Genomic DNA, 24,199 nt, shown 5'->3' on the forward strand with positions numbered 1-24,199 from the left:
TCCTTAGTCGCCTAAACCGGCCGGGTTGATTTCAGATTGTGGAATGCGTTCCACCCCCTCTCCCCAGCGATTCAAGACTTTGTCGTAGTCACCGTTGGCGATCACACCGTTAAGCGCGGTTTGCACCGGCTGCACCAACCCGCTGTCTTTTTTCAGCGTTACGGCGATATGCGCGGCCTTTGGCCAGCCACCGTCGACGCTACCCACGAGTTGCGTTTTTCCATTGAGCGCTGCTTTCCACGCGCCGATAACGTTAGGGCCAAAATAGGCATCGGCGCGGCCTGACTGTAGCGCCAGCGTCTGGGCGGCATCATCCTTGGTATAGACTGGCGTAAACGCCGGTAACCCTTTCTTCAGGTTCTCTTCATTCCATGCCAGAAGAATGGCTTCTTGGTTGGTCCCGGAGCCGACAATAATGCGCAGCCCGGCGATATCTTTTGCCTGTTCAATTTTGGTCAACTTACTGCCGGTTTTAACGTAAAAACCGAGTGAATCTTTACGATACGTGGCGAAGTCGAACTTTTCTTTGCGCGCTTTGGTGACGGTAATATTGCTTATCGCAGCATCATATTTGCCGGAAGCTACGCCCAACGGCCAGTCTTCCCATGACGTTGGCACCACGTTCAACTCCAGCCCCAGACTGTCGGCCACCAGACGGGCGATATCCGCCTCGCTGCCGATCAGCGTTTTATTGTCATCTGCAAACACCGTCAGCGGCGGCTGGCTCAGTCCGGCAATCGCCACCGTGAATTTACCCGGTACGGCCAGCTGCAGCCTGGCGGGCAACTGCGCGATCGCCTGGGCGTTTTTCACCGTGTTAATCGGCGTTTTATTGGCCTCCAGGCTTACGCCCGTGCCGTTGATGGTGACATCGTTTGCCCAGACGGAAGCGCTGAAAGCCAGGGACAGCGCCAAAAGTAATGATTTTTTCTGCATCGTATTTGTCTCTTATTGTGTGAATTGATTGGCAGGTGTCGCTAAGCCAAGGCTGGCACGCAAAGTCGTGCCGGGGTAGTCAAGACGGAACAGACCGCGCGCCTGAAGTAACGGGATCACCTGTTCAACAAAGCGTGGGAAGGTGTCCGGCGTGCCGCCCTGAATGATAAATCCGTCGGCGGCTCTCTCATCGAACCACTGCTGCAGGCCGTCAGCCACCTGTTCCGGCGTACCGCTAAAGCGGGGGCGTGGGCTGGCCGCTTCCAGCGCAGCCTGGCGCAGGGTTAACCCGCGCTCACGTGCATTGCGCTTGATTTCATCGGTGGTGCTGCGAAAACTGTTTTGCCCGAGATCGCCGAGCTCCGGGAACGGCGCATCAAGGGAATATTGCGCGAAATCGTGATGTTCAAAATAGCGGCCGAGGTAATTCAGCGCGTCGTTAATGGAAACCAGCGCTGCGGTGGTTTGATATTGCTGTTCAGCATCCTGCTCGTTGTCACCCACAATGACGCTGATGCCCTGGAAAATATGCAGATCATCGTCACCCCGCCCCGCTATTTCCAGCTGGCTTTTCACATCCTGATAAAAAACTTTGGCCTCTGCCAGTGATTCCTGATGGGTGAAAATGGCGTCAGCGTGTGTTGCTGCTAATTTCTTGCCATCCTCAGAAGCGCCAGCCTGAAATATAATCGGCCTGCCCTGCGGTGTACGGGCAATATTTAAGGGGCCGGCAACCTGGAAATAATCGCCATGATGATTGAGCGTATGCAGTTTCTGCGGATTAAAGAATTCACCGCTCGTTTTATTGCGGGTAAACGCATCCTCTTCCCACGAATCCCACAATCCTTTGACCACCTGCAAATATTCATCGGCAATACGGTAGCGTTGAGCATGTTCCGGGTGCTGCGCGCGAGAATAGTTCTTTGCTGAACCTTCCAGGGGCGATGTCACCACATTCCATCCAGCGCGCCCCTGGCTGAGATGATCGAGGCTGGCAAATTGCCGCGCGGTGGTAAACGGTTCGCTGTATGACGTTGAAACCGTGCCCACCAGTCCCAGATTGTTGGTGATGCTCGCCAGTGCCGACAATACCGTTAGCGGTTCAAAGCGATTTAAAAAATGTGGGATGGATTTCTCATTGATATACAAACCATCGGCAACAAAAATAAAATCCAGTTTGCCTTTCTCGGCAATTAATGCAGTGTCTTTGACAAACTCAAAATTAATACTGGCATCGGCAAGTGCTGCCGGATGACGCCATGCTGACATATTTCCGGAGGCACCATGCAGAATAGTGCCCAACCGTAATTGCCTTTTTTTAGCCATAGTACCCCCTACCCAACAGGTAAAATTAAAGGTGTGTGAATGCCGTTTTCGCTAAATGCGTAAAGTACTGCGCGGCGGGTTCAATTAATCGTTCGTCAGGATTAAATCCCGGATGGTGTAATCCGTATTCGCTGGCGCTGCCAATACTGACAAATGCCCCGGGCGTATTTTGCAGATAGACGGCAAAATCCTCTCCCCCCATATGCAGATCGGCATAGTGCGTCGTGTACCCGGAGGTTTTTGCCACCTCGGTGGCAATCTCTGCCCAGCGCGAATCGTTGACCAGCGCCGTGGGGCCCGCGTGCCAGATAACATCAATTTGTGCGCCAAAGGCGTGGGCAAATCCGGCGGCGATGTCATTCACCCGTGATTTGACCTGCTGCTGAACGACTGTGCGATGGGTTCTGAGCGTCCCTTCCAGCTCAACGGATTCTGGCAGCACGTTCCACGTGTTGCCGCCCTGAATACGGGTCACGCTCAGCACCACCGAATCCAGCGTGTTAACCTCCCGGCTGGCCACGCCTTGCAACACCGTCACCAGTTGGCTGGCAAGCAGAATGGCATCTTTGCCTTCATGTGGCCGAGCGGCATGTGCGCCTTTGCCATGGATACGCAGCACGACGCGATCGACGTTGGCATAAAATGCGCCGCCACGCGTGGCAAACTCACCCACCGGTAACCCAGGCTCGTTGTGCATACCGAAAATCGCCGCTACGTTTTGTAGCGCCCCGGCGCGGATTAACGCTTTCGCGCCACCAAAGTTTTCTTCCGCAGGCTGAAACAGGATACGAACCCGCCCCGGTAATGCGCTTTCTTGCTGTTTCAACAACAGCGCAGCACCGAGCATGACGCTGGTATGCACGTCGTGTCCGCAGGCGTGCATGACCCCCGGCGTTACGGAGCGAAACGCCACATCGGCATTCTCTTCTATCGGTAAGGCGTCGATATCGGCCCGCAGGGCGATAACATCGTCTCCTCGCCCAACCTCAGCCACCAGACCGGTGCTCAGTTCAAAGGGCAAAATGTTGACGTCGGCAGCACGCAACCAGTCGCGAATACGTGCTGTAGTCGCCACCTCCTGTAAGGACAGCTCCGGATACTGGTGCAGTTCACGGCGCCAGCCGATAAGCGTCGAGGCCAATGACATCAGACGACCTCCACAGCGGAATGGGCCTGCGCCAACAAATGCAGCGATGTCAGACGCGCATGACCTTCTGCTAGCGGGGTATCGATAATAAATTCATCAATGCCGTACTGCGCGTGCAGGCTGTTCAGCTTTGCGACCACATCTTCGGCCGTTCCGTGCAACAACGCCTGCGCTCGACGGGCAATTTTTCGTGGCACGCTGCCCGCCTGTGCGGCGAATGCCAACGCCTGCTCTTCACTGGCCACCGTCACGCGTTGACCATCTTCCAGCTCAACGCCCCATATTTGTACGTTCTCCGCCAATTGCGCGGCAGTCTCCGGATTGTTCGCCACAATCACCTGCACGGCGACAATCGTCGGGCGCACACTGCTGGCTTGCCAGTAAGTCAGAACATCGCGTAGCAGCGCCGGATCACCGTTCAGGTGCGCGGCAAAGATGAAATTCCAGTCAGACTCGGCCGCCAACTGTGCGCTTGGCACGCTGGCCCCCAACACGAATCTTTGCGGCGGAGAGGGCGGGATCGGCGTCGGAAATACCGCGTGCCCGGTTTCCGTCCCGGTCAATGCCAGCCAGGCATCGAGCTGCGAAAGCTGCTCGGCAAAGCTGCCCTTTTCACTCTGATGTAGCCCCTGCTGGAGCGCCTGCGTTGACAGCGGTAGACCGCCTGGGGCTTTCCCCACGCCGAGATCAACGCGCCCTGGGGCCAGTGATGCCAGTAAATTGAAGTTTTCCGCTACTTTATACGGGCTGTAATGTTGCAGCATAACGCCACCAGAGCCAACGCGGATACGTTGTGTTTGGCCAAGGATCCAGGCGATCACCAGCTCCGGTGACGGACTGGCTAGCTGCGGCGTATTGTGATGCTCCGCTATCCAAAAGCGGTGGTATCCCCACGCCTCTGCCAGCTGTGCCAGCTGTAGCGTACGGGCAAGCGCAATGGCGGCAGTTTCGGTTTCCCCTATGGGGCTTTTATCGAGAATACTCAGGCGATATGACATGTTACAGGCTCACGATTGTTAACATGTCGTCATTATTAAATTATCAAACAACCATTCAGAAACATTTAATTCACATTTACTCAGCTAAAAAATCGCTAACCAACCTTACTTCTACTACGGGTAAGGTCTCTCCTGGGCAGGTATAAGAAGCAGAAAAAACATACCCTACAAAATATAATAGGGTTACTGTTTACGCCAGAAACCCAACAATATCATTTTGCGATAGTTTTATTTTTGCTCACTATATTTATTCTGAATTTAATTTAAGTCAGCTGAAGTATCTCTTTAGGTTATACACTTGTATTTATTGTTTCATATTTATGACCATTAACAAACTGCATACAACAAAAATTTTATTTGAAATACTTTCGTCAGGCTAATGATTAGTAGAGAATGCAGCGTTTCTTATTAAAAATGGTTTAAAACAGCTTTTTAATATCCCCTGGTATTATTCCGGGGATTTTTGTATGACTTGAACATACCACCAGGGACCGCTATGAAAAGTAACATGCCCGTTACACAAGTTGAGCACACACTTAACGCAAAAGCGACGCTGCTGTCGACGACGGATAAAGAAAGCCATATTACCTATGCCAACACGGCTTTTATTGAAGCCAGCGGCTTTAATGAAACCCAGCTCATGGGCGAACCCCACAATATTATTCGCCATCCTGATATGCCCTCTGCCGCCTTCGCCGACATGTGGCACACTCTCCAGCAGGGTGACAGCTGGACCGGGATGGTGAAAAATCGCCGGGAAAATGGTGACCATTACTGGGTTCGCGCCAACGTCACCCCCGTCTGGCACCGTGAAAAATTAACCGGCTACATCTCTGTGCGTACCGTTCCATCACGAGAAGAAATAGCCCAGAGTGAGCAGCTGTATGAAAAAATAAATAGCCAGCAATTTAAAGGTTTCCGACTGTTTAAAGGCATTGTTATTCGTCATGGCATACTGGCATGGACATCTGCGTTTAAATGGTTAAGCATAAGTCAGCGAGTCAATTATGCTTTAGGGGTAGTAGCCCTGCTCTGCGTATTATTAACACTCGCACCGGTGAATTCATTTATTCAGGCTGGCGGAATGATCGTGCTATTTCTGCTATTTGGTATTTACCTTAAGTGCCAAATTTGTCAGCCAGTTAATACGCTGCTCAGTCAAATGAAAAAGGTTGTCTCCGGCCGTAAACCCGATAACTGTCATTTAAATCGCGTAGACGAAATCGGGATGCTGATGCGACTGGTTAATCAATCCGGGCTGAATCTAAATTCTCTGGTGGATGATGTCAGTACACAAATCGCCGGGATCCGCGAAATCAGTCAACGGGTATCAAAAGAAGGCGTTGCACTGCATACACGTTCCGAAGAAACCTCCGCTGACCTGCAGCAAACCGCTGCCGCCATTGAAGAAATTGGCAGCGCGGTGCAACAAACCGCCGATACCGCCGCGCAAACGATGACCATGGCCGATAAAACCAGCGTCAACGCGACGGAAGGCGGCGATATCATGAAACAGACCATCGGCATGATGCAGGCTATCTCGCGTGATAACAGTCAGATCGTCGACATCATCGGTGTTATCGACAGTATCGCCTTTCAGACCAATATTCTGGCGCTGAATGCTGCCGTCGAGGCCGCACGCGCCGGGGAGTCCGGTCGTGGTTTTGCCGTTGTGGCGGCGGAAGTACGCAACCTGGCTCAGCACTCAGCCTCAGCCGCCAAAGAGATCAAGCAGCTAATTGAGAAGAACGTCGCGAACGTCAACTCCGGCGTAAAAATGGTGGAGCAGACGGAAACGCATCTCACGGGCATGATCGGTGACGTATTGCAGATGTCGATGATGATTAAAGACATCAGCCTCGCGACGCGGGAACAAACCCAGGCGCTGGATCTGATCAATGACTCGATTTCACGCGTCGGCACCATGACCCACACTAACGCCGAGATGGTGGAACGTGTCACTGATGCCACCGCCGATTTAACTCAGCGTTCCTCACGACTGCAGCAGGCCGTTCAGGTCTTTGGCGTATCGGCATAATGCAGGCTTTGCGTCACTGATTAATTGACTGTAGGATGCTCGGCCGACAGTTTTCCCCTCTAACACAATGAAGGGTAACGCTGTTTTCGCCGCTGCACGGGCGGCAAAAAGGATTTTGTTAATTTGTCAGGCCAACAGGAAACGCAATGAACACACACAACACGCAAGCCGCAGAACAACATGCGGCGAAACGACGCTGGCTGAATGCTCACGAAGAGGGGTATCACAAAGCGATGGGCAACCGACAGGTACAGATGATCGCCATCGGCGGCGCGATTGGTACCGGGTTGTTTTTAGGGGCCGGGGCACGTTTACAAATGGCTGGACCCGCTTTAGCGCTGGTGTATCTGGTATGCGGTATTTTTTCATTCTTTATTCTTCGTGCGCTCGGAGAACTGGTTCTGCACCGCCCTTCCAGCGGCAGTTTTGTCTCCTACGCCCGTGAGTTCCTGGGAGAGAAAGCGGCCTATGTGGCTGGCTGGATGTACTTTATCAACTGGGCGATGACCGGGATCGTCGATATCACTGCTGTCGCGCTGTACATGCACTACTGGGGGGCGTTTGGCGATGTGCCACAGTGGGTATTTGCCCTTGGTGCGCTGGCGATTGTTGGTACCATGAACATGATTGGCGTGAAATGGTTCGCCGAGATGGAGTTCTGGTTTGCGCTGGTCAAAGTGCTGGCAATCGTGATTTTTCTGGTGGTTGGTACGGTCTTTTTAGGTACCGGACAACCGCTGGACGGTAACACCACCGGGTTTCATCTGATCACCGATAATGGTGGCTTCTTCCCGCACGGTCTGTTACCCGCGCTGGTGCTGGTACAAGGTGTGGTCTTTGCTTTTGCCTCTATTGAACTGGTGGGTACGGCCGCCGGAGAATGCAAAGATCCGCAAACCATGGTGCCAAAAGCGATCAACAGCGTGATTTGGCGCATTGGCCTTTTCTACGTCGGCTCCGTCGTACTGCTGGTGCTGCTGCTGCCATGGAACGCCTATCAAGCGGGCCAAAGTCCGTTTGTGACCTTCTTCTCGAAACTCGGCGTGCCGTATATCGGCAGTATCATGAACATTGTGGTGCTGACCGCCGCCCTTTCCAGCCTCAACTCGGGGTTGTATTGCACCGGGCGAATTTTACGTTCGATGTCGATGGGCGGTTCAGCCCCCAAATTTATGGCGAAAATGAGCCGTCAGCAGGTCCCCTGGGCTGGGATCCTCGCCACGCTGGTGGTGTATGTGGTTGGTGTTTTCCTCAACTATCTGGTGCCTTCGCAGGTGTTTGAGATCGTGCTGAACTTCGCGTCGTTAGGGATTATTGCGTCGTGGGGATTTATCGTGGTGTGCCAGATGCGTTTGCGTCAGGCCATTAAAGACGGCAAAGCGGCAGACGTCAGCTTCAAGCTACCGGGCGCGCCGTTTACCTCATGGTTAACGTTGCTGTTCCTGCTAAGCGTGCTGGTGCTGATGGCCTTTGATTATCCGAACGGCACCTACACCATCGCGTCGTTACCGTTGATTGCTATTCTGCTGGTTGCCGGATGGTTTGGCGTGCGTAAACGCGTGGCGGAAATCCAGCGCACCGCGCCGTAATCGCATTCAGGCCTGACAGCGTATCCCCGTCAGGCCTGCTTTCTTAGTTGGCTTCGATTAACTGCGCAACATCATTGCTGTTAATTTCCCGCGCGTTGCCATCCTGATCGGTATAGCTGGTCATCCCGGTGTCTTTATCCAACTGCGGTTTGCCCTGGGTGACGATAGTTTGCCCACTTTTCGTGGTCATGACGTAATCCGTTGAACAACCTGCCAGAGTAAACAGCATTACGCCTGCGCAAAGGCAGATAAATGGCTTTTTCATGATATTCCTGTGTTATGCAATGAGCCGATAAGGACCTAGTGTAAGTCCCTGATGTTTATCAGGCCAGCGATGGGGTGTAACGAGGCGTATCGTGGGGTATGGATAAATAACAGGAGGGGTTTCCCCCTCCGGGTAAATTACAGCGCGATGCGAATCACATCATCCGGCTGTGTGGCTTCCTGCTCACGTGAAGATTTTTGTTTCACGCTAACATACAGGGTTTTGCCATCAGCGGAGAGCGCCAGGCTGTTCGGGAACGTCGGGGTGTCGAATGTTTTGACGACTTTATAGCTTTTCGCGTCAATCACGCTGACCTTACCGGCCTGACGATGCGTCACGTAGGCTTCATTGCGCGCAGGGTTGAACAGCACAGCCAGAGATTCCGGCGCGGCGACTTTCGCCAGTACTTTGCCGTCACGGGTATCAATCACCAGCACTTCTGCCGCTTTAGAATCGGTAATAAACGCGCGGTTACCAGCGGTATCCAGGCTCAGGTTGATAAAGAAATGCTCTTTGCCGTCATCCAGCAGCTTTTTGCGGCTGAGAATTTTATTGTCTGCGGTATCGATGGTAATAAACTCACCGTCAGCATTGGTGGTGTACAAGCGTTTAGCCTTGCTGTCGACAGCCAGACCGGTGCTCATTTTACCGGTGTTAGCAATGGTGGTTTTCAGTTTGATGGTTTCACCGTCGACCACCCAGATCACGCTCTCTTTACCAATCCCGCTGATGTAGACCGTGTTGGTGGCGTCATCGGCTACCAGCTGACGCGGCTGCAGCGGACGGACATCTTCCGAACGTTTACGCGCATCCAGTACCAGACGGCCTTTTACGTCGCCGGTTTTAGCATCCATCGCGGTGACTGCACTGTTGACAGTATTACCAAACCACAGGGTCTGTGTCGCATTATTGATGGTGGCGCCAAACGGTTTCAGGTCGTTATGAATCGCCTGAGTCACTTCCAGCGTGATCGGATCGAGACGGTAAACCACCCCGCCCTTATCCAGCTTACGACTCTGGGAGGTGGCAAGCCACAGCGCGTTTTCCTGTTGGCTGTACGCCATTTCGTAGGCGCCTTTGCCTACCGCTTTGCGCAGCAGTTCTTCCGCAGCCTGCGTACTAAAAGAGGATGCAACAAGCAGTGAACCTAACAGTAAAGAACCACGCAGACGCGGTGAAAACAGATGACGTAAAGACATGACGACTCCCTTTGATAAATTCATTTGTTACTGCTTCACAATGCTTCAATCAGCAAAATCATGGTTTTGCCTTTTTAAGAATGAGAATAGTAATCATTATTTATCTCAAAGTGGAGTGTTTATTCGCTTTCTGGCAACAACCTTCTTATTTTCTCCATAAATGCTTAACGTGCCGCTCACAAACAGAGCGGCACAGCGGATTTTCGCGATTAGTCTTCAGCGAGCCGGATCACAACCTTGCCAAAGTTTTTCCCGGTCAGCAGACCAATAAAGGCTGCCGGAGCATTCTCCAGCCCCTCCGTAATCTGTTCCCGGTACTGGATTTTGCCTTCTTTGACCCAGCGTCCCATCTCCTGCTGGAACTCATGAATGCGATGACCGTAATCCTGACCAATAATAAAGCCCTGCATCCGGATGCGCTTTTTCAGTATGGTGGCCATCAGCAGCGGTAAACGGTCGGGACCTGCCGGTAACGCCGTGGCGTTATAACCACTGACCAGCCCACACACCGGAATGCGCGCAGAGGTGTTGAGTAACGGCAGCACCGCGTCGAAGACTTTGCCGCCAACGTTTTCATAATAGATGTCGATCCCCTGCGGACAAGCCTGCGCCAGCTGTTGCGCGAAATCAGGCGCATGGTGATCGAGGCAAAGATCAAAGCCGAGCACCTCGGTGGCATGACGGCATTTTTGCGCTCCACCGGCCACGCCGACTACCCGACACCCATTGAGTTTGCCAATTTGCCCGACGGTTGCGCCTACCGGCCCGGTGGCTGCTGCCACCACCAACGTCTCTCCGGCTTTAGGTTGGCCGATATCCAGCAGCCCCATATACGCGGTAAAGCCCGGCATGCCTAACAGACCTAACGCCCAGGATGGATGTTCAGGGTTATCGCCTAATTTTACCAACCCGCTACCATCGGAGATGTCGAAATCCTGCCAGCCGCTGTAGCTCAACACCCATTCACCAACGTGATAATCAGGATGATTTGATGCCATCACCCGGCTGACGGTACCGCCGACCATCACCGCGCCAATCTCCACCGGGGGAGAATATGAAGGCTCATCGCTCATGCGACCGCGCATATAGGGATCGAGAGACAGATACACGTTGCGCAGTAAAACTTGCCCTTCCCCGGGAGTGGCGACAGCCCCCTCTTCCAGACGGAAATTACTGAGTACCGGAGCGCCATGGGGGCGTGAAGCCAGTACCCAGCGGCGATTGCGTTGCAGTTGTTGACTCATTGATGTTCTCCTCTGCTTTTGACATGAATCCATCAATAGTAGACGCCCCGCGCTAGCGATGCTTTCACATTAATTGCCGACGGCGTTTAACCGCACAACCAGATAAACACAGGGTTGCGCGGTTTCATTAATAAATCGGCAGTCATTCGGCGGGCCGAGTTCCAGACAATCACCGGCCTTCATTTCGTGGCGCGTGTCCCCTTCGACAAACACTAACTCCCCCTGCTGCAGCCAGATAAGCTGTCTGGCCTGCACGTAGGACGAAGCGGGCATGGGAATGTCGCTCCCGGCTGGCAGTTCTATCTGCACCAGATCGATGGGCAGATCGCTGCGCGGGGAGACGTGGCGGCGCAGATAATGGCTTTGCGGATCGTGCCAGACTGGCTGGTTGGCGAAGCGCAGCAGCTTGCCCTCCTGCATTTCAGCCCGTGCCATCAGCGTTGACATGCTGATGCCAAATGCCCCGGAAAGCCGCCCCAGCAGCGTTGCCGTTGGACTACTCTCGCCACGCTCAATTTTATGGATCATGGCCCGCGACACGCCCGCGCGCTCGGCAAGTTCCGTCAGCGACCAGCCGCGAGATTCCCGTTCTATGCGAATTCTTGCACCGATCCGTTGATTTATGCTGTCTTCAATAGTATTCATATTGTAATACTATAGTGAACAACACCTGAGGTTCAACATGTCAATTCGCTTTGCCAGTAAAGAAGACTGCGCCGCTATTGCAGAAATCTACAATCACGCGGTGCTGCATACGGCGGCTATCTGGAACGATCAAACTGTCGATGCCGAAAACCGTATATCCTGGTACGAAGCCCGGCAAATACTGGGGTATCCGGTGCTGGTGAGTGAAGAGAATGACGTGGTCACCGGGTATGCGTCTTTCGGCGACTGGCGTAATTTTGATGGTTTTCGTCATACCGTTGAGCATTCGGTGTATGTGCATCCGGATCATCAAGGCAAAGGCCTGGGGCGCGCATTACTCAGCCGGTTGATTGATGAGGCCCGCAGGTGCGGTAAGCATGTGATGGTCGCGGGCATTGAGTCGCAGAATCAGGCATCGTTGCACCTGCACAGCACGCTCGGTTTTGTCTTAACCGCGCAAATGCCGCAGGTAGGGACGAAGTTTGGCCGCTGGCTGGATCTGACCTTTATGCAGCTGCAACTGGACGATCGCCGCGATCCGGACGCACGCGGATGAACTCGACGCTAACCCTCTCCTTTCTGATTGCCGCCGGCATTGGTCTGGTGGTGCAGAATACCTTAATGGTACGTATTACTCAGACCTCTTCAACCATTCTGATTGCCATGCTGCTCAATTCGCTGGTGGGGATTGTGCTGTTTGTCAGCATTCTGTGGTTTAAGCAAGGTATGGCGGGGTTTGGTGAGCTGGTTTCCAGCGTACGCTGGTGGACGTTAATTCCCGGTTTATTGGGTTCGTTTTTTGTCTTCGCCAGTATTAGCGGCTATCAAAATGTGGGGGCTGCCACCACCATTGCGGTGCTGGTTGCCAGTCAGTTGATTGGCGGTCTGCTACTGGATATCTTGCGAAGCAACGGCGTACCGCTGCGTGCGCTGGTGGGGCCAGTTTGTGGCGCGGTGTTGCTGGTAATCGGCGCCTGGCTGGTGGCCAGACGCGCGTTTTAACTGCCTGATGGCGCTTTGCTTATCAGGCCAACGGAATATGCCTGTAGGCCTGATAAGGTGTGAGCACCGCCATCCGGCAAGGAAATATCAGAGAATAGTGCCACCTTTGGTGAGCTGCTCGCGGCGGGTTTCCATATCCTCTTTATACTGACGACCATGATGCGCAATCGCCGTGCGCAGACGCTGTTGCTGGGTGTAGCGATCTTCCCGGCTCAGTTCTGCATCATCGCTGAGCGCAATCAGCAGTTCGTTCATATGCGTAATGACGCTCTCTTCAATGGCGGCGTCGACGCGAGCGCTGACCTCATCCAGGTGCGACATACTTTCTCCTTAACTGATTAATTTAATTTAGCTTTTGAAAAATCACTGCCCATCAGGCTAACGCTGTATCCGCTGACGTTACTGCGTGTGGCATAGAACGTTTTGCCGTTTGCCAGCGCAATCCACGGTGCCTGTTGGTAGAAAATCTCTTGCGACTGCTGGTAAAGCGCGGCACGTTCTTGCGGCTTGCTCACCTGTTTCGCCTTTTGCACCAGCGCATTATACGCTTTATCGCACCAGCGTGCGGCGTTGGATCCGGTTTTAATGCTGTTGCAGCCCAGCAGGACATCAGCGAAGTTATCCGGATCGCCGTTGTCAGACATCCAGCCAAACAGCGCGGTGTCGTGCTCGCCCTTACGCATTCCGGAGAGGTACTCACCCCACTCCCAGGAAACGATTTTCGCCTTCACGCCAACCTTCGCCCAGTCACTTTGGATCATCTCAGCGATCCGACGGGAGTTCGGGTTGTACGGACGTTGAACCGGCATCGACCATAGCGTCGCCTCAAAACCGTTCTCCAGCCCAGCTTTCTTCAGCAGTTCTTTCGCTTTTTGCGGGTCGTAATCGTAGTCTTTCAGATCGTTGTTGAAGCCCATCATATTCGGCGGAATCGGTGATTTTGCCACCGTACCTGAACCTAAAAAGACGGCGTTAATGATCGCTTTTTTATCGGTCGCGTAGTTCAGCGCCTGACGTACCAATACGTTATCAAATGGTTTTTTCTCGGTATTAAATGCCAGATACCCGACGTTCAGTGCGTCGACCGAATGCAGCGTCAGGTCGCTGTTTTTCTTAATTTCCTCAAACTGCACCGGCGCAGGCGCGGGAATTATCTGGCACTCATTGGTTTGCAGTTTTGCCAGTCGCGTTTGCACGTTTGGCGTAATGGCGAAGATCAGGTGTTTGGTCGGAACGTCACCATCCCAGTAGTTCGGGTTGGCCAGATAGCGGATCTGTGAATCCTGCTTATACTGTTGCAGCACGTAAGGTCCGGTGCCAATCGGCCAGGTATCGACGTTTTCCGGCGTACCTTTTTTCAGCATCTGGTCGGCATATTCCGCAGAGAGAATGGACGCGAAGTCCATCCCCCAGTCAGCCAGAAACGCCGCATTAGGTTCGTTCAGCACAAACTGGACATGATAATCATCAACCTTCTTCACCTCTTTGATCAGCTTGTCCAACCCGACATCGTTGAAGTACTCATAGTTACCCTGCGAGACGTTATGGTACGGATGATCGGCATCTTTCTGACGTAATACCGAGAACAGCACGTCATCCGCGTTGAAATCACGGGTCGGTTTGAAGAATTTATTGCTGTTGAACTTCACGCCCTGACGCAGGGTAAAGGTATACGTCAAGCCATCCGGGGATATCGTCCAGTCGGTAGCCAGAGACGGCACCGGGGTGTTTTTCACCGGATCAAAGTTAATCAGTCGGTTATACAGCACCTGAGAACTGGCCACAAACGACGGACCGGAGCTGGCGATTTGCGGGTTAAAGGATTCGGGAGACGCTTCAGAGCAGTAGATAAGGGTGTCGGTATTGGCAGCAAATGCAGCACCGGTTGGTAATCCCGCGCTGAGCGCCAGCGCGAGCAACGTTTTCCTTGCAATCATTGTTGTATGCCTTCTTATTTTATTATTCATCTCATTATCAGAGCATAGCTGACAAAAACTGACTAATAACAAATCACTATCAGGTTATTCTTATCCGGTGGTTTTCGCTGATTAATTCGACAGCACCGGTGAAATAATTTCCCTTAAGTCTTTTTCAAAACGTCAAGATTTTTCCCCGTGCTCTATGCCATGAAAATTCGCCCCTTTTTGCCTCTCTTCCACCGTTTGCTCGCGTTTATAAGCCGTAAAGTAGATGTGTGAAGAAGTCTAAGGGATAACAACGTGGCAAAAACTCTCTTGCGCAGCGGCAATTTGGATGACTATCAGGCCGTGGGCGGCGGTGGTCAGGCCGTTTTTGATTCAGCATTGCAAATTCGTGAAACGCTTCGTCTGCGAAAACAGCAGGCCATGGCCGATTGTCTGGCGATCCCGCAAGTCAATGATAATGGCGATAGGGTTGACTGGTACTCCCCGATTGAAGGACAAGCCGTCGCCTGGAAAGCCGCTGATGAAGACGCGCGCTTTCGGGCATTACGCTATCTGGCCAGCACGCTGGACAGCGCGGCGACTCTCAGTCGTAAAAGCCTGCAATCGGGTAAAACCTCGCTGCAATTGTTTGGATCTCTGCTGGAAAAGGCAGTTCAGTTTCCTGGGGAAAATCACGTTTTTCTGGTTGATGGCAAACCGGTGATAACGTTCTGGGGATTCGTCAATCTGAACGAAAACACGCGTGACGATGTGCTCGACTGCTTGCGGATTGCCGATGTTCCTCCGGTCATGCCCGCACCGCAAGCCGAACCTGAAGAAGATATGGTCGTCCCGGAAATCACCTTTGCCGAAGCCGATGCACCTTTACTGACTCCGGTCGTGGAAACACCCAAGTCCGCAGAACCTGAACCGCAGCCCCCGGTCATCGTAAATGAACCCGAGGCCTCACCACCGCCCGTATTGCCAACACCTGCGCGTAAACTGCCGCTGTGGAGCCTGCCGGTTGCCGCGGTCATTATTGCCGCTATCGTTGGACCGTTACTGTGGAAACAGCAGGCGACACGCCCTGCGCCCGCGCTGCAGCCGATTGAGGTTGCGAAGGTCGACATCAAGCCGCTACCCGTACTGACACCTTCGCTGCCGCTGCATCGCGCAGAAGTTGTCCCGGTGGTAAAAAAAGAGAAGCCTGCCGAGGGGCCGGTGGTGATTGCCGCGATCCCGAAAGATGCGCTGGTCATGGACGCGAACCAGATGAAGGTCGGCACCACCCGCTTCCTCAACGGTAACTGGCGCGTGATGGTCGACATCAAAGATCCGGTCAGCGGTAAAGCGCCCTCGCTGCGTTATCAGATCCAGACCAATAAAGGCACTGCGCGAGTCGTCCACGGCGACAATGTGGTGTGTCGTGCGGAGATTTTCTCCGGTCTGCACCAGTCGGGTGAATTAATGATTAAAAGTCGTGGGAACGCGCGTTGTACGGACGGCTCGCGTTATCCGATGCCGGAAATCACCTGTAAAGCGGGAACCAACGACGTAGCCGCCTGCACCGCACGTTATGACGATCACGCGGAGATCCCCATGACCATCAAAAAGATAGGTGCCTGATTTTATGTTGGTGAATCTGTGTGATTACAAACAGAGTGTGACGCTCATTGCCAATAGCGGCGTACAGTTTCTGGATTTTGGCCTGACGCCGCAGGAATCCGCGCATCACGGGCGCTTTGTGCGCAAAACGGCCAACGGCCCGCTGCTGCGACTGGATTTCGACCTGACAACGGGCCGCTATACGTTACCAGGTAGCACTGGCGGGCAACCCGAAGTGGTCAAGCCAGAAAGCACCCAGACATTACATTATTCACTGGACGTGCTCGACGGCGTCTGGCTGCCGCTGCCATTCCTGCGCTTTAATCCGCCGCGCACGTTTGTCGAAGGCCCGGATAACTGGGCGCGCGTACAGGTGCGCAAGCTGGCACAACCGGACAGTGCGGGCAACACGCACCGTGTGACCGTGGCGCTGGACAGCCAGTTAACCGAGCATGCCCCCGCCGTATTGACGCCAAATGAAAACGATTTGCTCAACGGCACGCGATTTGCGCTGGCCTGGCACGATAAAGAAATCGCTGATTTCCTCGACCAGACGTGGATTGACGGCTGGCTGCGCGAGTCTTTTTTGCACTATGTGACGCAACAAGAAAACCGCGCCGAACAAGAGATCCAGCTCGCGCTGCGAAATTTCGAATATCAGGCGCACTGGCTGAATGTGCTGACCCTGTTAGGCGAGCAGCTTGCCATTCCGGAAGTAAAGCTGGTGACGCACACCCTTAGCACCCCGGCCATCCCCGTCGATCTGATCTTGGATATCGGCAATACCCATACCTGCGGCGTATTGATTGAAGATCACGGTGACGCCAATGACGGGCTACGCCAGACGGCAGAATTACAGGTCCGTTCATTAAGCGAGCCGCAATACCTCAACGATCCGCTGTTCACTAGCCGACTGGAGTTTTCCGAGGCGCGTTTTGGGAAACAGCACTTTTCCGTGGAGAGCGGTCGTGACGATGCCTTCATCTGGCCGTCGATCGTTCGTGTCGGCGATGAAGCCCGCAAACTGGCCATGCAGCGCGTCGGCACCGAAGGCAGCAGCGGGATCTCCAGCCCGCGTCGGTATCTGTGGGATGAAACACCGGTGTTGCACGACTGGCGCTTTAGCCAGATGAATGGCAAAACTCAGCGCGAACCGCTGGCAACTGCCTTCCCGCTGATGAATCTGATGAACGATGATGGCCAACCGCTGTTTAGCCTGCCGCAGGATGACCGGCTGCCGGTATTCTCACCGCAGTACAGTCGCAGCACGCTGATGACTCATATGCTGTGCGAAGTTCTGGCGCAGGCGCTGGGGCAAATTAACAGCGTGGCGACACGTCTGCGCCTTGGTTTTCCGGCCTCGCCTCGCCAGCTGCGTACGCTGATCCTGACCCTGCCGTCGGCGATGCCAAAACAAGAGCGTGAGATCTTCCGCCTGCGCATGTTTGAGGCTATTGCATTAGTGTGGAAAGCGATGGGCTGGCATCCGCAGGATGACGATTTTACCACCCGCAAGCAGCAGGAAAAAAGCGTAGTCCCCGTCCCTGAGATCCAGATGGAATGGGATGAAGCCAGCTGTGGGCAGCTGGTTTGGCTATACAATGAAGCGATTTCACACTACGACGGGCACACCGAATCGTTCTTCAACGCCCTCGCCCGCCCGGACCGCCTGCCGGAACCGGGTGAAGTCAACGGTCGCGCCCTGCGTGTGGCATCAATCGACATTGGCGGCGGCACCACGGATATGGCCGTGGTCCATTATCAGTTAGATGATGGCGTGGGGGCGAATGTCAAAATCACGCCGCATCTGTTGTTTCGTGAAGGATTCAAGGTTGCCGGGGATGACTTGCTGCTCGATGTTATCCAACGCTGCGTGCTACCTGCCCTGCAAACCCGCTTACAACAGGCGGGGGTTACCGACGCCGCCGCCCTGCTGGCCACGCTGTTTGGCGACTCCGGGCGCATCGACACCCAAGCGATTTTACGCCAGCAAACGGCGTTACAGCTGTTTATGCCGCTCGGGCATGCGGTGCTCTCCGCGTGGGAGCAAAGCGATGTTAACGACCCGGTAGCGGGGCTACATGCCACCTTTGGTGAACTGCTGGCCCAGCCGCCAACGCGCAACGTGATGAACTATATCCAGCAGGCCATCGATCATGCGTTGCCTGCGGGCTCGCCGGTTTTTGACGTGCTGAGCGTGCCACTGCAAGTGCAGTTCAGGCCATTACAGGAAGCCTTGCTGGCCGGGCAGTTTACCCTGACCTCTCCGCTGCACGCCGTGTGTGAAGCCATCTCGCACTATCGTTGTGACATTTTACTGGTAACCGGCAGACCCGCCTGTTTACCAGGCGTACAGGCGCTGATTCGTCATCTGCAACCCGTTCCGGTTAATCGTATGATTTGGATGGACAGCTACCGCGTGCATGAGTGGTATCCGTTTAGCCAGCAAGGGCGCATTGGCAATCCGAAGTCCACCGCCGCCGTGGGCGCCATGCTGTGCAGCCTGGCGCTGGATTTGCGTCTGCCGCGTTTTAACTTTAAAGCCGCCGATATCGGCGCGTACTCGACGGTACGCTATCTCGGCGTGTTAGATAACACGGTTAATACGCTGCGCGATGAGAATATCTGGTATCACGATATCGACCTCGACAAGCCAGGCGCAAAGCTGGACGCGCGCCTGAATTTCCCGCTGCGTGGCAATGTGACGTTAGGTTTCCGCCAGCTGGAGAACAGCCGCTGGCCCGCCACCCCGCTGTATACGCTCAGTATCAACTCTGCTGAGCTGGCGAAAACCATCGCCGGTGATGGCGTATTAAATGTGCGTCTGCAATTACGTGGCGGTAGCAAAGAGACCGGCCCGGAATACTTCGTCCTCAGCGATGCCTGGCTGCAGGATGGCACACCCGTTGCCGCTAACGCCTTAACCTTAAAACTGAATACGCTGGCAGACCGCCGCCACAGCGGCAGCCATTACTGGATTGATAGCGGGAGTGTGTACCTGAAATGAGCAAGACGTTAAACACCGCACAGGCCGCCATCGAATGGGTAACGGACGTACGTACACGCGCGGCACGCCTGGATGATGAAGCAGATTCCCTGCTGGCTCAGCTCACGTTAGCCGCGGTCAATGAAACCGCGCTCAATGAGACATTCGCCGCGCCGGGTTGTGTGGGATTGTACGGCCACTCACAGGCGGCGAAAGCGCATTTGCTCTGCGCATTGTGCAGCGATTCGGGTGGCAAACTGAACATCACCACGCCGGATCGCAGCATCGATTACTTTACGCACATTAACCCCGGCCATGCGCCAACCAACATGGCTATTCGCTTCACCCGCGACGAAACACCATTGGACAGCGCATGGCCGCTGCGCCTGCGGTTGATGAGCGAGGCGGATCTGGTTCAGCTGTTTATCGCCCAGTTCTGTGCGTTACTTGACAACCGTCAGGTTGAAAAAGCGATCATTGAGACGCGGTTAGAAAAATGGCAGACGCTGCGCCAGCGCCATCCTGTGCCGGGGATCTGCGCACAAGACGTGGCCACCATCGCGCGTTTCTGGCGTTCTCGTGTTCCCTCAAACCAGCAGCAAATTGACGATGCGCTGTGGCACCAGTTTGCCATGCTGCTTCCGGCACTGGATCTCACCACCCGGGCACATGCCTGGGCATTACTGTGGGGAGAACAGCCAGAACTCACGCAGCAGTTTCTGGCACTGGCGCATACGCTGCAACAAACCGGGCATGCCAAAGAATTAGCTGCGCCGTTTAGCCTGTTGGTCGACCATTTCGGCTTGCCCGCCGAAAGCTTTCTCACTCAGGCGGCACTGACCGGGCACGACGCGCCAAGTGATGTGGTGGTGCATCCCATTGCCGACAATCAGTTGCTTAATGCGGTCAGCCTGTCGCTGGAATCACTGGCGCTGTTGACCCGCGAACTGGTACTGACGGTAGAAGACACAGTGCTGGAGAGCACGGACCTGCTGGATATCCCCCTGGCACCGGATGCGCATCCACACCCGCTATGGCAAGCAAAATTAGACTGGATGCTGGAGCATTACCGCCAGTGTCTGCAACCCGATGTGTTAGTCATCTGCAACGCGGTATCCACCCGTTCGCAGACGCCGACCGTCACCCGCACGCTACTCGGTTGGATCAACGATACCCAACCGCTGCACGATGCTGCGTTACCGGGCGTGGTGTGGGCCATTACCCCACAGGATGCGCGTTTTAGCACCCAGCAGAACCTCGATGAAGCCGTTCAGCAATTACTGGGCAAACCCGGACTGCACTGGGGCACGCTGCAGGCGCTGGATAAGCACAGTTTACAGCGGCTGGTTGAATGGTTGTCGCAGGCCACTTCGCCCGCTCAGCGTCAGGCTCGGTTTATCTCTCTGCACGAACAGCTCCAGCAGCGAATTCGCGCCACGTTAATGAGCTGGCTACACACGGATGACGAGACGACTGGGGCGAGTGAATCACTTATTCGCCAGTTGCAAGCTCAGGCGGCAAAACATGGCGAGCTGCTGGAGGGACTACTGCCGCCTATGCGCAGCGTGGAGTCGTTGTTACGTATTCAACAACCGCGTGAGGAGCAGGTTAGCGGCTTATTTAATGATGCGATCGACCTGTTTGCTGACGCGCGAGATACGTCTCACCCGCAAGAGAGTGAAGAGACCGGATACCTGGCGCATAAAATGTGGATCAACCATGTGCGCCAGTGGTGTCGTAATGAGAATAACGCGCGTCGCCTGCACCTGGAGCCGGAAACTTTAAGGCAGGTTGCTGACATCCTAGTGACCACCAGTTACCGGCTGGAGATGCCGCAACGCCTGCACGCTATTATGCAGCGCGAGAACGTCTGCGCAGCGCAGCTGCACGCGGATATCGGTGATTTTATTACCTGGCTTGGGTTTGCTCGCGTTGCCGAGGAACAGCGCCCTGCCAGCAGGATCCTAAAAGGTGCCGCTATCTTTAGCGCCCCGCCGCAACAACCGATGCGTCGACTGGCAAAACTGGACGAGCAACCTCGGCATGGTGCCAGCCGATACGTGTATGACTGGTTGGTTGCCCTGTACACCCGCGCCAATGAAAACGTCGGCTATCAGCATCCGCTGGACGTGACTGACGCTGACAGGTTGCGATTAATCGCGCTGCTAAAGGCCTGACGACGTCATTAGAAAAGAGAAAACAGGAGTGCGACGGGAAAGCTCATCGGCCACGTCGCCCCGACTAATACCGCGCTGAGAAAGCGAATACGCTTTTTATCGCGCGATAGAAACCAGGTGATGATAGCCGCGATGGCGGCCATTACCGCATAAAAAACCAGCATGTTTTGGTACAAAGACATTTAGGGCATCCGGGCCAGAAGGGAAAATCGAGCGCAATATGCTCTTTTTTATGACACACATCAAGTTTTATTCATTTTTTTAAGAAAACTGGCGAGAAAACAACCGTTCTCCGTAATGTTCAGATTTCGTACTATTGCGGATAGTTTTAACCCGTACTATACCCATAAGGGTTAAATCGAAAGGTGGCAAAAATGAATGTTTCCAGTAAAACCGTAGTACTGATAAATCTCTTTGCTGCTGTAGGACTTTTCAGCCTGATATCCGCAAGGTTTGGCTGGTTTGCTTGATGTGACTCTTGTTGATTAATTGCAGCGTCTGCTGGCAGAGAGAACATTCTCTCTGCCATTGATGTGCGATCTTCCCACTGCTTCACCTGCCAGTAAATTATCCTTAGTGTGTAATAGCCCTAACCTTTCTGCGGTAATGAGATAGCGAAACCCGGCATGCATTGCCCCCTAAACTGTTCCGTATGAAGTGGTCTACTGAATTTGGACCCCTTTCAGGAATTGTGTCGCTGGGATGGTACATCACCGTCGGATTCGCCCTCACCCGCACTCTCTTTGCTTTGAATGAACCGGAGTGCCAAATAGAGGTCTGGAGCCAGAAGCATGTCATCATCATTCATTGTTGGTCGGCTTTCTTTAAACCAGCGTGTTAATTCCGTTTTCCGGCCCGCAAGGATTAACGTAATCTGTCGACTTTTCAGGTCACGCTTTAACTCATTAATGGTGGCCAGGACACTTATATCTGAATAGGTGAAGCAGGCAACGGCATCAATAACCACCCATTTAGGTTGTAATGTTGTACCATCAACTAAGTTCAATACCCGACGTTTAAAATAAGCCACATTAAAATAGGTCAACGGGGAGTTAAATCGATACATCAACACGCCCGGAACCATTTTAATATCGGTTGAATTACCTAATGAGTGAATCATTCCATTTTCGTCAGTTCCCAGTAAGTGCTCAGAAGGACGAAAGACTGTACGCAGGAACTGTAACAGACCGAGCAACACGGCAAGCCCGATTCCCTGGATTACACCGATAATTAACACACAGCCAAAGGTGAAGAAGGCCAAACGAAATGCCTGTTTATTTCTTCGCCTCAGGTTCCATAGCCCACGTAAATCAATCAATGACCACGAGGCATACATTAGAACAATACCTAATGCAGAAACCGGAATAAACTGTAATGGCTGAGTAAAAAATACGACTATGATACCGATGAGTAAGGCTGCGACCACGGAAACCAGCTGACTTTTCCCCCCAGTTGAATCATTAACAGCGGTTCGGGAATCGGCTCCACTGATAGCAAACCCCTGAGATAATCCAGACATGAGATTCGCAATACCCAGAGCTCTAAACTCAGCATCAGCATTAATGTCATAGCCATTTTTCGCGGCGAAACTACGGGCGGTCAGCATAAGACTGACAAAACTGACCAAAGCCAGGTTCAGCGCCGGGATCACTAAATCACGCATCAGACCTGGCTGGAACGCCGCCCAGTTAACGACGGGTAAACCAGGCTGAAAACCGTCGCCTCCAATAGTGGCAATCCCATGATTTTGTGCTGATGTTCCCCATACCAGCGCCGTTGTTATCACAATGGCAATCAACGGTGCTGGCCAGTGGCTGCGATACGTTTTGATAACCATTAAAATAACTAACGTTAAAAGTGATAGTCCTAAGGTTAATAAATGGCTGTCTGCGATTCGGCCTGGCAAGGCAATTATTTTTTCAATAACCTGCGCCTCATCAAGTGTGATCCCTAAAACCTTACCTAATTGCCCGACAATAATCGTCACGGCTACGCCATTAAGCAAACCAGTAAGAATGGGATGAGAAAGCAGATCGGCAAGTGCGCCCAGGCGAAATTTACTGGCAAGCAGGCACCATCCGCCCATCATCAATGTCATGATGATCGTCAGTTGCCAGTGCAGTTCGGGATTACCTGCAGAGAGGGGAAACACGACGGCCGCAATCACCGCGCAGGTTGTAGCATCAGGGCCAACAATAAGCTGACGTGAATGTTTTACGTACTTTCGCGAGTCTGGACCCATTCTTCATGGATCTTCTGTACTTTAACCCACAGTTTTTTAAGCGATATCTCAGGAACGTTTTCGAAAGTCAGACCGAATTCTTCATCAAGCACTTCCTGCCACTCTGGTAAAGACGTTGAGATGTGAGTCGTAACGACTTCGCCATCGGTTTTTGTTAAAACGCAACCTCGCAGTATCGTTTTGCCGTGTGGCTTCCGGAGTTGTGCAGTAACAACTTTTGCATATCCGGATTCAGGGGAATGCATATTAAAGTGATGACGGTCTACGAAATCACTCATAGAAGCGGGTTGCTCAGCCATATTCACGCCTGCGATCCAGCACGATGGATCGGCAATGAGATGCCAATCGCCCACGCCGTCCTTGTCCATGGCTTCCATGCCAAACTGCATCGAGTCTTGGTTAACGGTAGTATTCATCAGAGGCATTTGCTCATGAAGCGCATCGCCAAGACCGACATCCACCCACCATCTCCCGTTGGGATTATTTTCACTCGGCAACCCCTCAGCGATGATAGCTGCATGGTTTTCCAGTTTTATATGCTCAGGGCCTTCAGCGCCGTGGACGTTTGCTGGGTGAATACTCACACGATAACCAAGGTGGGTGAGTAGCGTATGTAAGCCGCCATTGAGCTGAAAACAATAACCACCTCGTCGGGTTGTTGCCGCTCTTCTGAAACTTTCCATGGCGTCAATTCCCCAATCCTGACCAAGGTGGATCCAGAATGTTTCGTAAGGGATCCGCTCTACATGAGCTTGATGTAAACGGGTAAGTGCCTCAATGGAGGGTTTTTCTGCGTCAAGGCCAAGGCGAGCCAGATAGGCTTTTACTAAATCGTTCATGTTAATGTCATATTCCTAAGTCTGTACATGTTTCATTTTTGAGAGTTTATCAGAGGG

At 53.3% G+C, this 24,199-nt stretch carries 18 protein-coding genes and 2 pseudogenes; 8 read left to right on the top strand and 12 right to left on the bottom strand.

All coding sequences use genetic code 11. The features are described 5' to 3' along the window. Window positions 1-3 precede the first annotated feature (3 nt). The 3 genes and pseudogenes from FCH32_RS10775 to FCH32_RS10785 all read right to left on the bottom strand — a co-directional run bounded on the left by FCH32_RS10775 (window position 4) and on the right by FCH32_RS10785 (window position 4,407). Window positions 4-2,262, bottom strand: a pseudogene (locus FCH32_RS10775) (NtaA/DmoA family FMN-dependent monooxygenase). A gap of 25 nt (window positions 2,263-2,287) precedes the next feature. After that, window positions 2,288-3,409 (bottom strand): amidohydrolase, encoded by a 1,122-nt coding sequence (locus FCH32_RS10780; protein ID WP_115258466.1) that lies wholly within the window; start codon window positions 3,407-3,409, stop codon window positions 2,288-2,290. Then, on the bottom strand, window positions 3,409-4,407 hold the full coding sequence (locus FCH32_RS10785) for an MsnO8 family LLM class oxidoreductase (RefSeq protein ID WP_174360877.1): 999 nt from the start codon (window positions 4,405-4,407) through the stop codon (window positions 3,409-3,411). Before FCH32_RS10785 ends, FCH32_RS10780 begins: the two co-directional genes overlap by 1 nt. A gap of 496 nt (window positions 4,408-4,903) precedes the next feature. Between FCH32_RS10785 and FCH32_RS10790 the strand changes: the two genes are divergently transcribed. Then, window positions 4,904-6,445 (top strand): methyl-accepting chemotaxis protein, encoded by a 1,542-nt coding sequence (locus tag FCH32_RS10790; RefSeq protein WP_153879581.1) that lies wholly within the window; start codon window positions 4,904-4,906, stop codon window positions 6,443-6,445. A 146-nt stretch (window positions 6,446-6,591) separates the two neighbouring features. Continuing rightward, on the top strand, window positions 6,592-8,034 hold the full coding sequence (gene ansP / locus FCH32_RS10795) for an L-asparagine permease (protein WP_096756999.1): 1,443 nt from the start codon (window positions 6,592-6,594) through the stop codon (window positions 8,032-8,034). A 43-nt stretch (window positions 8,035-8,077) separates the two neighbouring features. Here ansP and FCH32_RS10800 read toward each other — a convergent pair whose 3' ends face one another. The 4 genes from FCH32_RS10800 to FCH32_RS10815 all read right to left on the bottom strand — a co-directional run bounded on the left by FCH32_RS10800 (window position 8,078) and on the right by FCH32_RS10815 (window position 11,387). Further along, entirely contained in the window at window positions 8,078-8,299 is a 222-nt protein-coding gene (locus FCH32_RS10800; protein ID WP_096756998.1) for a YgdI/YgdR family lipoprotein, read from the bottom strand. A 137-nt stretch (window positions 8,300-8,436) separates the two neighbouring features. After that, a complete protein-coding gene (gene yncE / locus FCH32_RS10805) occupies window positions 8,437-9,498 on the bottom strand; it encodes a 7-bladed beta-propeller protein YncE (protein ID WP_115258463.1) in 1,062 nt (353 codons plus the stop codon). A gap of 209 nt (window positions 9,499-9,707) precedes the next feature. Next, a complete protein-coding gene (locus tag FCH32_RS10810; protein ID WP_174360878.1) occupies window positions 9,708-10,742 on the bottom strand; it encodes an NADP-dependent oxidoreductase in 1,035 nt (344 codons plus the stop codon). A gap of 69 nt (window positions 10,743-10,811) precedes the next feature. Continuing rightward, entirely contained in the window at window positions 10,812-11,387 is a 576-nt protein-coding gene (locus FCH32_RS10815; RefSeq protein ID WP_096756995.1) for a helix-turn-helix domain-containing protein, read from the bottom strand. Window positions 11,388-11,424: 37 nt separating this feature from the next. Between FCH32_RS10815 and FCH32_RS10820 the strand changes: the two genes are divergently transcribed. Together FCH32_RS10820 and FCH32_RS10825 are read left to right on the top strand one after the other, a co-directional pair. Continuing rightward, complete coding sequence (locus tag FCH32_RS10820) at window positions 11,425-11,943, top strand: GNAT family N-acetyltransferase (RefSeq protein WP_096756994.1); 519 nt, start codon at window positions 11,425-11,427, stop codon at window positions 11,941-11,943. Further along, window positions 11,940-12,389, top strand: coding sequence for a DMT family transporter (locus tag FCH32_RS10825; protein ID WP_096756993.1), 450 nt, complete (start codon window positions 11,940-11,942; stop codon window positions 12,387-12,389). The genes FCH32_RS10820 and FCH32_RS10825 overlap by 4 nt, the downstream gene beginning before the upstream one ends. A gap of 87 nt (window positions 12,390-12,476) precedes the next feature. Here the strand turns inward: FCH32_RS10825 and FCH32_RS10830 are convergent, their stop codons facing one another. Next, window positions 12,477-12,710: a YdcY family protein gene (locus tag FCH32_RS10830; protein ID WP_174360879.1), complete on the bottom strand. Its 234-nt coding sequence runs from the start codon at window positions 12,708-12,710 to the stop codon at window positions 12,477-12,479. 17 nt (window positions 12,711-12,727) lie between these two features. Beyond that, window positions 12,728-14,326, bottom strand: coding sequence for an ABC transporter substrate-binding protein (locus FCH32_RS10835; RefSeq protein WP_174360880.1), 1,599 nt, complete (start codon window positions 14,324-14,326; stop codon window positions 12,728-12,730). A gap of 282 nt (window positions 14,327-14,608) precedes the next feature. Between FCH32_RS10835 and FCH32_RS10840 the strand changes: the two genes are divergently transcribed. Genes FCH32_RS10840 through FCH32_RS10850 form a run of 3 tightly spaced genes read left to right on the top strand, consistent with a single transcriptional unit; the run spans window position 14,609 to window position 21,061 of the window. Next, entirely contained in the window at window positions 14,609-15,919 is a 1,311-nt protein-coding gene (locus FCH32_RS10840; RefSeq protein WP_174360881.1) for an SrfA family protein, read from the top strand. Between the two features lie 4 nt (window positions 15,920-15,923). After that, window positions 15,924-18,905 carry a virulence factor SrfB gene (locus FCH32_RS10845; RefSeq protein WP_096759398.1) on the top strand — a complete coding sequence of 994 codons (2,982 nt, stop codon included), beginning with the start codon at window positions 15,924-15,926 and terminating at the stop codon, window positions 18,903-18,905. Then, window positions 18,902-21,061 (top strand): virulence factor SrfC family protein, encoded by a 2,160-nt coding sequence (locus FCH32_RS10850; protein ID WP_174360882.1) that lies wholly within the window; start codon window positions 18,902-18,904, stop codon window positions 21,059-21,061. The genes FCH32_RS10845 and FCH32_RS10850 overlap by 4 nt, the downstream gene beginning before the upstream one ends. A gap of 8 nt (window positions 21,062-21,069) precedes the next feature. On the opposite strand, the gene FCH32_RS10855 is transcribed toward FCH32_RS10850, so the two are convergent. Further along, complete coding sequence (locus FCH32_RS10855; RefSeq protein ID WP_096756988.1) at window positions 21,070-21,243, bottom strand: GhoT/OrtT family toxin; 174 nt, start codon at window positions 21,241-21,243, stop codon at window positions 21,070-21,072. Window positions 21,244-21,435: 192 nt separating this feature from the next. Here FCH32_RS10855 and yncL point away from each other — a divergent pair, with 192 nt between their 5' ends. Next, window positions 21,436-21,531, top strand: a complete 96-nt coding sequence (gene yncL / locus FCH32_RS10860; RefSeq protein ID WP_115258458.1) for a stress response membrane protein YncL — start codon at window positions 21,436-21,438, stop codon at window positions 21,529-21,531. A gap of 212 nt (window positions 21,532-21,743) precedes the next feature. Here the strand turns inward: yncL and FCH32_RS10865 are convergent. Then, window positions 21,744-23,270 (bottom strand): annotated as a pseudogene (locus tag FCH32_RS10865) (SulP family inorganic anion transporter); the annotation flags it as partial. 5 nt (window positions 23,271-23,275) lie between these two features. Next, complete coding sequence (locus tag FCH32_RS10870; protein ID WP_115258457.1) at window positions 23,276-24,142, bottom strand: arylamine N-acetyltransferase family protein; 867 nt, start codon at window positions 24,140-24,142, stop codon at window positions 23,276-23,278. Window positions 24,143-24,199: the final 57 nt, after the last annotated feature.

The organism is Citrobacter gillenii, from assembly GCF_013337685.1.
GTDB classification, from domain to species: Bacteria; Pseudomonadota; Gammaproteobacteria; order Enterobacterales; family Enterobacteriaceae; genus Citrobacter; species Citrobacter gillenii.